A 12,693-nucleotide genomic window follows, 5' to 3' on the forward strand; every position below is an offset into this window, starting at 1 on the left:
CGCAGTGCAGACGATGCCGACCGCGATGTCAGCGAAGGAATTCCACCCCGCCGACACGGACCGGCATTACGTCGCCGAACCGTGCTCGCCGCGACGGCCGGCGCCGTGTCGGTAGGGGCCGGTTTCATGGGAGGTGGAACGAGCACGGCGGCGGAAGCGGCCCGCCGTGTGGAGGGCGGCACGGTATGGGGGCTGACCGTGGAACACCGCACTGATCCCCTCGGTGTGGACGTGGGCCGGCCGCGCTTCGGGTGGCGTATGCGGTCCGCGGCGCGCGGGCGGAGCCAGGGGGCGTATCAGATCCTCGTCGCGAGCTCCCCGGACAAGCTGACCGCTGCCCATGCCGACGTCTGGAACAGCGGTCGTGTCGCCTCGCCCGACTCGGTGGCCGTCCGCTATGCGGGCAAGCCCCTGCACGCATCGAGTCGCTATCACTGGACGGTCACCGTCTGGGACGCCGAAGGGCGTCCGGTCGGTACGGCGTCCCCCGCCTTCTTCGAGACGGGCCTCATGAGCACCGACGGTGTCGGCGGCTGGGAGGGCGCGCAGTGGATCGGGATGAAGGGGAAGACCCCCAACTCGGCCGGGGCACCGATGCTGCGGAAGGAAGCAGCCCTGAAGAACCGGCCCCGGGTTCGTGAGGCACGGCTGTACGTCTCGGCCCTCGGCGTGTACGAGGCACACGTCAACGGACACCACCTGACCGTTCCGCAAGACGGCGGCACCACGACCGAACTGCTGCCCCCGGGCTGGACCAACTACGACGCGCGCGTCAACTACCTCGCCTACGACGTCACGGACCTCATGACGCGGGAGGCGGACGTCACCCTCGCCGTCGTCCTGGGCAACGGCTGGTACAACGGCCGCGTATCCGACGGCAGTACGTACTACTCCAAGGACGGCAACGCCCTGGCGGTCAAAGCCAAGTTGCTGATCCGGTACGCCGACGGCACGTCGCAGACGGTCGTCACGGCGCCGGACGGCGGCTGGAAGGCCACGGACACCGGTCCCTACCGGGCCGACGACATCTACGACGGCCAGACCTACGACGCCCGGATGGAGCTGCCGGGCTGGACGGCGCACGGTTTCGACGACTCCGCGTGGTCGGACGTGGAACGCGTCGCCTTCGAGGACAAGTACCCGGACGTCCAACTCCTCGCCTACCCGGGCGAGACCGCACGCCTGATGTCGAAGTGGGACCGCCGACCGGAGTCGATCACCGTCGCCACCGGAGTGACCGGACAGGACGGCAGCCCGGGCGGCAGGGGGCGCATCGTCGTGGACCCGGCCCGGACGGTGACCGATCCCGCGAAGGCGGCCTCCGCCCCGGTCACGATCGGCAGCGGCGAGACCGCCGTCTTCGACCTCGGCCAGAACATGGTCGGGGTGGCCCGCTACCGCCTGCGCGGCCCGGCCGGAGCCCGGGTCGAGTTGAGGTTCGGCGAGATGCTCAACGACGACAGCGCCGGCGCGGACGGCCCCGAGGGCTCCGTCTACCGGGCCAACCTCCGCAGCGCCAAGGCCACCAGCACGTACGTCCTCAAGGGCGACCGGCACGGCGAGACCCACCAGGACTCCCTGACCTTCTACGGCTTCCGCTACGTGTCCGTGACCGCGACGGAGACCGTCACGATCACCGGACTGACCGGCAAGGTCGCCACGTCCGCGATCCGTGAGACCGGAACCGTCACCACCGACGACCCCGACATCAACAAGCTGGCGGAGAACATCCGTTGGGGCCAGCGCGGCAACTACCTCTGGGTGCCCACCGACTGCCCGCAACGCGACGAACGCCTCGGCTGGACCGGCGACACCCAGGTCTTCGCCAAGACCGGCCTCTACAACGCGGACGCCGGTGTCTTCCTCAGTCACTTCCAGGACACCGTCGTCGACTCCGCGGTCATCTATGGCGCGGACAAGGCGCAGTTCACCGGGGTCGCGCCCGGCGGACGGTACAACTTCCCGGGCGGCGGCAGCGGTTGGGCGGACGCCGGTGTCATCGTGCCGTGGACCGTGTGGCAGATGACCGGTGACGCGACCGTGGTCAGGGACAACTGGCCCGCGATGACCAGGTACTTGGACTGGATCCGGCAGCAGACCGGCGACACCTACGCCGGACAGGGCTCCCTCACCGGCGACTGGCTGGCACCGCAGAAGACCAGCGCCCAGCTCATGAGCGACGTCTACTACGGCTATGTCGCCCGGCTGATGGCGCAGATGGCCCACGCGATCGGCCGGACGGCGGAGGGAGACGCGTACGACCGGCTCTTCGGGCGCATCAAGCAGGCGTTCATCACCAAGTACCTGAGCACCGAGGGCGGCCGGGTCACGGTGAAGTCCAGCCTGGGTGAAGCGTCACCGATCGAACCGGGCGCCGACCCCAACGAGAAGACGGAGGACAACAGCCAGTCGGCGCTGCTGTGGGTCCTCAAACTCGGCTTCTACGAGACGGAGGCTCAACGCCGCACGCTCATCGGCCTGTTGGCGGACAACATCGGCAACGACGAGGCCTACAAGGCCGCCCACCCGAACAGCACCCGGATCAAGTACGCCGAGAACACGCTGTCCGTCGGCTTCCTCGGCGTCAACGTCCTCGCCCCCGTCCTCACCGAGGAGGGCCGCGCCGACCTGGCGTACAAACTGCTGCACCAGGACGCGCTCCCGTCCTGGCTGTACTCGGTGAGGAACGGCGCCACCACCGTCTGGGAGCGCTGGAACTCCTATTCCGAGGACGCCGGCTTCGGCCCGGTCAGCATGAACTCCTTCAACCACTACGCGTACGGCGCGATCATGGAGTGGATGTACGCGTACATGGCCGGTATCGCCCGCGACCCGGACAGCCCCGGTTTCAAGCGCTTCCTGCTCCAGCCCCACATCGATCCCACGGGCAGGATCACGCGGGTGTCGGGCTCGTACGAGTCGCCGTACGGCGAGATCAGGAGCGGGTGGAAGGTGGAGGACGGAGGCGGGGCCCTCGTGTACGAGGCTGTGGTGCCGGCGAACAGCGAGGCGACCCTGCGGCTTCCGGCCACCTCCGCCGACGCCGTCCGCGAGGGACGCACGCCCTTGACGCGAGCGGAGGGGGTGCGCTTCCTCGGTCACGCGGACGGGGTGGCCTCGTACCGGATCCCGTCCGGCCGGTACCACCTGACCGCCCGGCTGCACTGAGCAGCACCCCGGTCTGCGGTACCAGCGCCGGTACCGTAGACCGGCCACTTCGGTGGGGAGACAGGGCCTAGCCCTGGTGGGGCGGCGGGGGCGCGGTCGAGCCACGGACGACGAGTTCGACCGGTGGGTCGCTCGCCGGCGGCAGGTCGGTGTCCGGCTTCTCGATGGCGTGCACGAGCCGCCTGATTCCTTCCCGTGCCGCGGCGTCGAAGGGCTGACGCACGGTGGTCAGGGGAGGCGTGACGTAGGCGAAGACCGGAGTGCCGTCGAACCCGACCACACTGACGTCCTCCGGCACACGGCGCCCGGCTTCCCGCAGGGCGTGGATGAGGCCGATGGCCATCTCGTCACCCGCCGCGAACACGGCGGTCACGGAGGGGTCCGAGGCCAGCTCGCGGCCCGCCGCGTACCCGGAGGCGGGTGACCAGTCACCCTCGACGACAGGTGGTTCGGATGCGCCCCGTGCCGCCAGTGCGGCCCGCCATCCTTCCAGGCGGTCCTTGGAGGCGTACCACCGCAGCGGTCCGGAGAGGTGATGGACGGTCACGTGTCCCAGAGCCAGCAGATGTTCGGTGGCAACCCGTGCCAGCTGGTGGGCGGCCACGCCCACGGTCAGCGTCCGGTCAGCGTCGAAGGCCGGCGGCGCTCCCAGGAAGAGAACCGGCACGTCGGCGTGGACGGAGACTTCTCCTTCCACGATCGGCTCGGAGACGACGACTCCGTCCACACCCTGCTCGAGGAGCGACTCCACTGCGTCGGCGATCCCTTCCGGGTCGCCGTCCGGCGTGTTGACCACGCGCAGTGCGTACCCCGCGTCCCGCACGGCGTGCTCTATGCGCACAAGGAGCGAGGCGGTGCCGTATCCGGCCGTACCCAGAGCGACCACTCCGATGGAGCGGGTACGCCCGGAAGCCAGCGCACGGGCCGCGTGGTTCAGCCGGTAGCCCAGTTCGCCGGCGGCTGCGAGGACACGTTGGCGGGCATCGTCGGAGACATACGGCTCGTTGTTGAGGACCCGTGAAACCGTTTTGCGCGAGACTCCGGCTACACGGGCCACGTCCGCGCTGCGCGGCGCAGGCGAGTCCGAGGTGCGTCCCACCCCTGGTGTCATCACGTCTCCTCATAGCCGTATGCCTGCATCGAACGAGGTCAACTGCATGACCGCGCGGTCTGACCGCGCGGTCATGTCTACGCAGTTGCAGGGCACACGTCAAGAGAAGTCGCTGAACTTCTTCCCGCTCGTAATGGCGGTTCCGAGGGCACCAGGGGTCGTCAGCAGCAACCCGCGGTATGCACACTCGCGGCTGCCGCCGTCGTCGACGCGGTGGTGGCCGCCTCCTGGTCCTGGGCGATACGGCCCCGCAGCATGTTCTCCATGACCTTCATGAAGCGCTGTGCCCCGGAGGCGCCGATGACGAAGGGGTTGTCGCGACCGTCGGGCGCGGCGCGCAGCTCTTCCATGCGCTCCAGGCCGTAGTCGGCGAATGCGTGGTTGCTCAGTTCGACGTCGACCCCGGCCCGCCGCATCCGGGAGGCGAAGGTGAGGATGGAGGAGAGGTAGGTCTCCTTGCTCGCGGTGGCTGTGGGCGGGTTGGTCCCGCCCCAGGTCATCGCGGTGTGTGTGCGGCCCTGCCACCGGGCCGGGAAGAACGGCGAGACGCTGCCGGGTGTGTGGCCCGGCGTGTGGTGGAGCGTGAGCGTGGTGTCTCCCAGGGTCAGCTTCTGGCCGTCGGCGATGTCCAGGTCACGGGTGGGCGCGTTGGCCGGGGCGGTGGAGGCGAGGAGGTCCCAGTCGGCCGGGGCCATCATGACGCGCGTGCCGTACTGGTCGGCCAGGTACTGTGCGCCGCCGAAGTGGTCGCCGTGGGCGTGGGTGACCACGACGTACTTGATCGTCGACGGGTCCGCTCCCAGCTCGCGCAACCCCGGGACGAGGATCTGCTCGGCCTCGTCCGGATTGTTCAGGGCGTCGATGAGGATGATCCCGCGTGAGGTGAGGATCGCCGTGGCGGACACAAAACCGACGCTCACCACCCCGACGTTGTCGAAGATCCGCAGCGGTGCGGGAGCAGCGGGTCGCGGAGGGGTGTAGCCGACGGTGAGCGCGTTGACGATGCTCTTGAAGACCGGGTTGTCACCGGCGAGTTCGGCAGCCCGGTCGAAGTAGTCCTGCGCGGTGTCGCCCGGGGCCGCCGGGGCCCCGTCGGCGCGGTCCGCGAGCAGCGCCGCCGCGCTGGCCGTGACCGCCGTGGCGGCGCCGAGCTGCCAGAAGCGGCGGCGAGTGAGTGCCGGGCGGGTTGCGTCGGTGTGCGGTTCGTTCATGGGGGGTGGCTCCTTGATGTGAGGGGATGGGTGGGGACGGGGAGCGGCAGGCTTTGTGGGGGAGGGCTTCTTCGCCGGTCAGGGGTTACTCGAGGTGGTCAGTGCCGCCTGCTCGTCCTTCTCGTCGGCCCCTGCGTCGCCGAGCGGCACACCCAGGCGTTCCTTCAGGACGAAGGTGACGGCCAGTCCGACCGCCGTGACCCCCGCGAGGTAGACGCCGACGGAGTACACGGTGCCGGTGCTCGACTGCAGGGCTTCGGCGATCATCGGGGCGAAGGCGCCGCCGAGGACGGCTCCGACGGCGTACGACAGTGCCGCACCGCTGTACCGGACGGCAGTGGGGTACAGCTCCGCGAACAGGGCGGCCTGCGGCCCGTAGGTGAGTCCGAGGCCGAAGCTGTAGAGGACGAGCGCCACGACGACGAGTCCGATGTTCGCCGTGTTGAGCAGTGCGAAGAACGGGAACATCCAGGCGAGTTGGATGAGGAAGCCGATCCGGTAGACGCGCAGGCGCCCGAACCGGTCGGACAACCGGCCGCCCACCATGGTGCTGACCAGCCAGCCCACCGCGGCGACCATCACGCCGATCAGGATCGTCGTCGGGTCCATGCCGAGATGGTTCACCGAATAGCTCTGGACGTAGCCGCCCGTGGTCATATAGCCGACGGCGTTGTTGGCGGCGAACAGCAGGGCACCGGCCACGACGAGCGGCCAGTGGTCCTTGAACAGCACGGCGAGCGGGGCGCGCGACTGGCTCCCGGACTCCTTCAACTCCCGGTATACAGGGCTCTCCTCCACCTTGCGCCGGATGACGAAACCGGCGGCGACGAGGACGACGCTGGCCAAGAACGGGATGCGCCAGCCCCAGGCGAGGAACTGGTCGTCCGTGGTGAGGGCGGTGACGGCGGCCAGGGCGCCGTTGGCCAGCAGCAGGCCCAGCGGCGCTCCGAGCTGGGGGTAGGCCCCGAACCTTCCGCGCTGCGCCGCGGGCGCGTGTTCCACGGAGATCAGCGCGGCGCCGCCCCACTCGCCGCCGGCGGACAGCCCCTGAAGGATCCGCAGGAGTACGAGGACGACCGGAGCGCTCGTACCGATGGAACTGGACGACGGCACGAGACCGATGAGGGTGGTCGCGACGCCCATGAGCAGCAGGGTGGCGATGAGCATGGCGCGGCGGCCGATGCGGTCACCGAGGTGGCCGGCGAGTGCGGCTCCCACCGGCCGGAAGAAGAAGCTGATGCCGATGGTCGCGAAGGAGATGATCAGTGAGTTCTCGCCGAGCCCGTCGAAGAACAGGCTGTTGAAGACCAGCCCGGTGCACAGGGCGTAGATGAAGAAGTCGTACCACTCGATGGTGGTGCCCGCCATGGCGGCGAGCGCGACGGTGCGGTGCTGACTGCCGGATGTCTGAGCGGATGGGGACATGGGGAGTCCGATCGTCGTCGGGTCGTCGTTGGCCCGGGGAGGGGACGGGGACGGGGGTGCGGGGGCGTGAGCGGTGTCAGACGGCGTAGTCGGGGGCGATCCGGTCGATCCTGCGGCGCAGCGCGTCGAACAGAGTCCTGCCCGACTCGGTTCGGTCGCCCATCTGGAAGGACTCCTTGGTCGAGCGCACCGCCGCCTCCAGGGTCACCGGGGTCAGCGGCTGCCCCGACGACTGGGCGGCGAGCTGGATCTCGCAGGCCCGTTGCAGGGTCCACAGGGAGGCGAACGCGGCGGGCAGGGTCGGCCCCAGCGCCAGCAGGCCGTGGTTGCGCAGGATCATCAGGTCGCGGTTGCCGAGGTCGGCCACCAGGCGTGGCTTCTCCTCGGGGTCGACGGTGATGCCCTCGAAGTCGTGGTAGGCGACCATGCCGTGCAGTTGGGCGGCGTAGAAGTTGTTCGGGTCCAGTCCGCCGCGCAGGCAGGCGACTCCGGTGCCCGCGGTGGTGTGGGTGTGCATGATGCAGTGCGCGTCGGGCCGGTTGGCGTGGATCACCGAGTGGATCAGCAGCCCTGCCTCGTTGACCGGCCAGTCCGAGTCCGACAGGACGTTGCCGTCGAGATCGATCTTCACCAGGTTCGAGGCGGTCACCTCGTTGTACATCAGGCCGAACGGGTTGATCAGGAGGTGCCCGTCCTCGCCGGGCACGCGCACGGTGATGTGGTTGAAGATCATCTCGACCCAGCCGAGGTGATCGAAGATCCGGTAGCACGCGGCCAGTTCGAGCCGCGCCCGCCACTCCGCATCGCTCATGCGCGCCGGTTTCGCCGTGCTCGTCGGGGTGTCCAGAACGGTCACTGCCGTGCTCCTTGGTTGCTCCATGGGCATCGCCGGTACGCGGCGGGCGGCGCCCTTCGGTGTCCAGGAGCATGGGTGTCCGACCGCCGGGGAACCAATGTCGAGGTCGCCATCGAAAGTCGCTGTACGATGTCCGATTCGACATAACGGCTGGGCAGTTGGCGGATACGGGTGCCGTCGTGAGAGGAACGACACCCGTACGTCATTCCGTCGTCGGCGGCTGTGACAGGCCCGCGAGGGCAGTCAGTTCCAGCGTCAGCAGGAGGCGTCGTGTTGGGTCGGTAAGCGATACGCCGAAGAGCTGTTCGGCCCGGCGCAGCCGTAGCCGCAGCGTGTTCTGGTGGATGTGCAACTCGCCGCTGGCGGCGGCGACATCGCCGAAGTGCCGCAGATACGTGAGGAGCGTGGCCGCGTAGTCGGTGGCGTGCTCGGCATCGTGTGCCCGTAGGCGCTCCGCGATGCCGGTACGCAGTTCGGGCTCGTCGCGTACGGCCCCGACGAGCCGCCGCAGCACCAACTCCGGCCGCAGGTCCTCGGTGCGGTACGCGCCCGGGTCCGCGCGCTGCTCCCCGAGGTGATCGAGCGCGGCGTCGATGTCGCGGCGGGCGGAGAGGAGCGCGGGAAGCGTCCCGGCGGTGGGGGAGTGGACCGCGGTGAACGACCGGTGCAGGCTGTGTCCGGCCCGGTCCAGGAGGTGGTCCAGCAGGACACCGGTGGACACGGAGCCGGAACCGGCGGTCGGCAGCAGCACGTAGACGCGGTTTCCGAGCAGGGCCGCCGCCGGTTCGTGGCCGAGGGAGCGGCCGTCGAGGACGGCCAGGTCGAGCATCCGCATCGCAGCGGCGCGGTGCCGGGCCGCGAGGCCGGCCTCCGACGACTCCTCGCCGTTCGTCTCCCGTACGGTCTCGGCCAGCCCGACCAGTACGGCGGGAAGGCGGACGCCGCCGCGCGGGTCGCCCTGTTCCGGCTGCCCTTCCAGCGTGGAACGCAGGGCGCGGTCACGCCTCTCCTGCTCCGCGTCGACCTGGCGGCGCAGCGCCAGCATGTGCAGCGCTGCCACCCGGGCCGCCTCCTGCAGGGCCGGCCCGCAGTCGGTGACCGCGGTCTCGTCGGAGAACGCCACCCACAGGGAACCGAGCACGTCCTCGCCCGCCCTGATGACCACGGCCATGCGCGGCAGATCCCCGGGCCGATGCCGGCGTACGACCGCGTCGCTCACCCACACCGCCCGGTCCAGGTGATCGGCGAGCGCGTCCTCGGGCACTCGCCTGCCCAGGATCCCGCGTCGCCGGGTCTCGTCGATGGGCTGGTCGGGCAGGCTCGAGTAGGCGACCACGACCTGCTGCGTATCCATGATCGCGACAGCCCCGCCGACGATTCCGGCGACCGCGTTGGCCAGGGAGAACAGATCGCCGCCCGTCGTCCCACCGCCGGATTCGGTACCCGCCGCGCGCGCGGCCAGGATGGTCGTGACCAGGCGCTGGACGCGCGTCCACGGCACCTGCGGCTCGACGGCCAGGACAGGAACTCCCGTCTCGCGGACCTGCGCCACCACGTCCGGGCGTGCGGGATCGGCGCACTTGACGGCGAGTGCGCAGGAGCTGTCCGCCGCCGTCCGAAGAGCCGCGGCCAGTGCCGTACGGTCCCCGATGTCCAGACCGACACCGAGCAGCAGATGTCCGGGTGCGGTGGTCCCGAGCGCCTCCGGGCAGTCCAGCAACTCGACGCCGATGACCGGCTGTTCGCCCACACCGTCTGCGCCCGCACCACCTGCATCGCCTTCGGAGAGCACGCTGATGACGCCGCCCTGTAGGGCCTCGACGAGCTGATCGAGGCGTATCGCGGTCATGCCGACCCTCCTGTTCAAAGAGTGTCGGAATCTACATCACCGCCCCTTCGTGAGTGTAGGTGCCGACATTGTTGCGGGCTGCGCCACGGCGCATGCTCGCTGCGAACGGCCGCCATCGGCCGACGGATCGACCACCACTCGAGATGGAGGTGCGACGATGTCGCCGCAACCGCCTGCCATGGCGCATCGGATCACCATCGTGGGCCCCGGGGCCGTCGGTGCCACCCTCGCCGGGGCGTTCGCCGCGTCGGGCGCCGAGGTCTCCCTGCTCGGAAGGCGGGGCCCGCACCTCGCCGTGATCGCCGCGCACGGGCTCGGGCTGCGGAGCACCGAGACGGGAACCGAGGCGCGGCACCGGTTCCCCACGGCGTACGACACCGCGGGGCTGCCCGTCCCGGACCTGGCCGTCGTCTGCGTCAAGAGCCAGCACCTGCTCCCGGCGGCCCGCTCCATCCGGACGTGGATCGAGCACGGCGTGGACGTACTCGTCGTCGCCAACGGAGTGCCCTGGTGGCTGCTGTCCACCGTCGAGCACGCCGGCGGAGACCCCGTTCTGCGATCGGTCGACCCCGACAGCGAGTTGCTGCGCCTCCTGCCCGCCGAGCGCGTGATGTCCGGGGTGGCGCACTTCAGCAGCGCAGCCGACGGGCCGGGACGGGTGACCCACGTCAGCGGCACGAGGCTGATCATCGGCGATGCGACGGGCGGCATCTCCGACCGCATCACACGGTGCGCCGCAGCCCTGTCCGCAGGCCCCGTCCGCCCGGAACCCAGCACCGACATCCGCCGGGACATCTGGGAAAAACTCCTGGGCAACGTCAACCTCAACCCCGTCAGCGCGCTCACCGGCGCCACCGTCCTGGACATCCTCGACGACCCGGACGTACGGCAGATCTGCGCCGCCATGTTCGACGAGACGGCGGCCGTCGGTGCCGCACTGGGCATCGAGAACGCCATGACGGCCGACGACCGGCTCGACATCGCCCGCAAACTCGGCGCGTTCCGCACCTCGATGCTGCAGGACGCGGACCGTGGCCGGCCCCTCGAACTCGACACCATCATCGGTGCCGTACGCGAACTCGCGCGCCGCACAGGCGTCCCGTCCCCCTCCCTCGACGCGGTGCACGGACTGCTCGCCCTCCGCGAGCGCGTCCGCCGCCTCGGCGAGACGCCCGGCAGCTGAAGGAGCCCCGTTGCCACATCCCTTGGGGAACCCCCCATCGAAGATCATCGCTGTCCACCTCAACTTCCGCAGCCGGGCCAAGGAGCGCGGACGAACCCCCGCCCACCCCTCCTACTTCCTCAAGCCACCGTCGTCGCTGGCCGGCACCGAGGAAGCGATCATCCGGCCACGCGGCTGCCAACTCATGGGATTCGAGGGCGAGATCGCGCTCGTCATCGGCTCCCGCGCGCAGCGCGTGGCGCCGGAGGACGGTTGGTCGTACGTCCGCTGGGTGACGGCCGCCAATGACGCGGGCGTGTACGACCTGCGGTACGCCGACCGGGGCTCCAACCTGCGCTCCAAGGGCGCGGACGGCTTCACCCCGATCGGTCCGCGGCTGCTGGACGCCACCGAACTCGACCCCGCCGGACTGCGCTTGAGGACGTGGGTCAACGACGAGGTGGTCCAGGACGACACGACCGACACCCTGCTGTTCCCCTTCGGTCAGCTGGTCGCGGACCTGTCGCGGCTGGTCACCCTGGAACCCGGCGACGTGATCCTGACCGGCACACCGGCCGGAGCCTCGGTGGTCGAGCCGGGGGACGTGGTCGAAGTGGAGGTCGGCGACGGCCGGTTGAGCACGGGAGTGCTGCGCAGCCCGATCGCCTCCGCCGAGCACGACCTGGAGCCGTGGGGCGCACAGCCCAAGGTGGACCGGGCCGAGGAGGAGTCGGCGTACGGATCCGCGTACGTACCCGGCCCACTTCTCGACGAAAGCCTCGCCCGCGGCCTCCGCTCGGTGGCCGTGGCGACGATCAGCGCGCAGCTACGGCGGCGCGGTCTGCCGCACATGTCGGTCGACGGCGTACGACCTCTCAGCCCCACGGCCACCATGGTGGGCGTCGCGCACACCCTGCGCTATCTGCCGCTGCGCGAGGACCTGTTCGAGCGGTACGGCAACGGCATGAACGCCCAGAAGCGGGCCATCGAGGAGCTTCAGCCCGGCCACGTCCTGGTGATGGACGCCCGGCAGGACACCTCCGCCGGAACCCTGGGCGACATCCTCGCCCTGCGCGCGCAGCAGCGCGGCGCGGCCGGGGTTGTGACCGACGGAGGACTGCGGGACAGCGCGGCCGTCGCCGCACTGGGGCTGCCGGTGTTCCACGGCGGAGCGCACCCGTCGGTGCTCGGCCGCCGCCACGTCCCCTGGGACACCGGCGTACCGGTCGCCTGCGGCGGGGCCCTGGTGCAGCCCGGCGACCTGATCGTGGGCGACGACGACGGCGTGGTCGTCGTACCCCCTGATCTCGCCGCGGAGTTGATCGCCGACTGCCGGGAGCAGGAGCGGCAGGAGCGGTTCATCACCGAGCAGGTGCGGGCCGGGGCGAGCGTCGACGGCCTGTATCCGCTGGGCCCGACCTGGCGGGATGCGTACGAGACCTGGTGCAAGGGAGAGGCACAGTGAAGTTCCGCAGCGACCCGTCCACGATCCGGGGCTCGATCGCCCCGGTGGTCACCCCGTTCACGGCCGATGGGGCGGTCGACCACGACAGTCTGGCCGGGCTGATCCGCTTCCAGTTGGAGTCCGGTTCGCACGGCATCTCGCTGGGCGGCTCCACCGGCGAGCCCAGCGCGCAGAGCGTCGCCGAGCGGATCGCGGGGATGCGGACGGCGGTCGAGGAGATCGGCGACCGGGTGCCGTTCCTGCCCGGCACGGGCTCGCACAAGCTTGACGAGACCCTCGAAATCACTGCTGCAGCAAGGGAGTTGGGTGCGGATGCCGCGCTCGTGATCACGCCGTACTACGCGCGGCCCACGCAGGAGGCGCTGTATCAGTGGTACGCGACGGTGGCCCGGGAGTTCCCGGATCTGCCGATCGTCGCGTACAACGTGCCCTCGCGCACGGCCGTC

Annotated in this window: 9 protein-coding genes; 4 read left to right on the top strand and 5 right to left on the bottom strand. The window is 70.2% G+C overall.

What is annotated here, in order from left to right:
- Nucleotides 1–126 precede the first annotated feature (126 nt).
- Complete coding sequence (locus tag OP79_RS43985; RefSeq protein WP_245685662.1) at nucleotides 127–3,168, top strand: alpha-L-rhamnosidase; 3,042 nt, start codon at nucleotides 127–129, stop codon at nucleotides 3,166–3,168.
- Nucleotides 3,169–3,235: 67 nt separating this feature from the next.
- Here OP79_RS43985 and OP79_RS43990 read toward each other — a convergent pair whose 3' ends face one another.
- From OP79_RS43990 to OP79_RS44010, 5 genes are all read right to left on the bottom strand, one after another.
- Nucleotides 3,236–4,279, bottom strand: a complete 1,044-nt coding sequence (locus tag OP79_RS43990; protein WP_033328772.1) for a LacI family DNA-binding transcriptional regulator — start codon at nucleotides 4,277–4,279, stop codon at nucleotides 3,236–3,238.
- Nucleotides 4,280–4,440: 161 nt separating this feature from the next.
- On the bottom strand, nucleotides 4,441–5,490 hold the full coding sequence (locus OP79_RS43995) for an MBL fold metallo-hydrolase (protein ID WP_033328773.1): 1,050 nt from the start codon (nucleotides 5,488–5,490) through the stop codon (nucleotides 4,441–4,443).
- 78 nt (nucleotides 5,491–5,568) lie between these two features.
- The gene (locus OP79_RS44000; protein ID WP_106972638.1) at nucleotides 5,569–6,915 is read right to left on the bottom strand and encodes an MFS transporter; all 1,347 of its coding nucleotides are present in this window, start codon (nucleotides 6,913–6,915) and stop codon (nucleotides 5,569–5,571) included.
- A 76-nt stretch (nucleotides 6,916–6,991) separates the two neighbouring features.
- Nucleotides 6,992–7,771 (bottom strand): class II aldolase/adducin family protein, encoded by a 780-nt coding sequence (locus OP79_RS44005; protein WP_033328774.1) that lies wholly within the window; start codon nucleotides 7,769–7,771, stop codon nucleotides 6,992–6,994.
- A gap of 202 nt (nucleotides 7,772–7,973) precedes the next feature.
- Nucleotides 7,974–9,620: a PucR family transcriptional regulator gene (locus OP79_RS44010; protein ID WP_033328775.1), complete on the bottom strand. Its 1,647-nt coding sequence runs from the start codon at nucleotides 9,618–9,620 to the stop codon at nucleotides 7,974–7,976.
- 157 nt (nucleotides 9,621–9,777) lie between these two features.
- On the opposite strand from OP79_RS44010, the gene OP79_RS44015 reads away from it, so the two are divergent.
- The 3 genes from OP79_RS44015 to OP79_RS44025 all read left to right on the top strand — a co-directional run.
- Entirely contained in the window at nucleotides 9,778–10,803 is a 1,026-nt protein-coding gene (locus OP79_RS44015) for a ketopantoate reductase family protein (RefSeq protein WP_157857482.1), read from the top strand.
- Between the two features lie 10 nt (nucleotides 10,804–10,813).
- Nucleotides 10,814–12,247, top strand: a complete 1,434-nt coding sequence (locus tag OP79_RS44020) for a fumarylacetoacetate hydrolase family protein (RefSeq protein WP_033328777.1) — start codon at nucleotides 10,814–10,816, stop codon at nucleotides 12,245–12,247.
- The coding region (locus OP79_RS44025) for a dihydrodipicolinate synthase family protein (protein WP_033328778.1) at nucleotides 12,244–12,693 on the top strand (450 nt) is incomplete at its 3' end. The genes OP79_RS44020 and OP79_RS44025, both read left to right, overlap by 4 nt.

It is taken from the genome of Streptomyces yerevanensis (assembly GCF_000716805.1).
GTDB classification, from domain to species: domain Bacteria; phylum Actinomycetota; class Actinomycetes; order Streptomycetales; family Streptomycetaceae; genus Streptomyces; species Streptomyces flaveus.

Excerpts from the sequence above, each read along its gene's own strand:
- OP79_RS43990 (WP_033328772.1), bottom strand. The coding sequence starts at position 4,279 with ATGACACCAGGGGTGGGACGCACCTCGGACTCGCCTGCGCCGCGCAGC.
- OP79_RS44000 (WP_106972638.1), bottom strand. The coding sequence starts at position 6,915 with ATGTCCCCATCCGCTCAGACATCCGGCAGTCAGCACCGCACCGTCGCG.
- OP79_RS43985 (WP_245685662.1), top strand. The coding sequence starts at position 127 with ATGGGAGGTGGAACGAGCACGGCGGCGGAAGCGGCCCGCCGTGTGGAG.
- OP79_RS44010 (WP_033328775.1), bottom strand. The coding sequence starts at position 9,620 with ATGACCGCGATACGCCTCGATCAGCTCGTCGAGGCCCTACAGGGCGGC.
- OP79_RS43995 (WP_033328773.1), bottom strand. The coding sequence starts at position 5,490 with ATGAACGAACCGCACACCGACGCAACCCGCCCGGCACTCACTCGCCGC.
- OP79_RS44015 (WP_157857482.1), top strand. The coding sequence starts at position 9,778 with ATGTCGCCGCAACCGCCTGCCATGGCGCATCGGATCACCATCGTGGGC.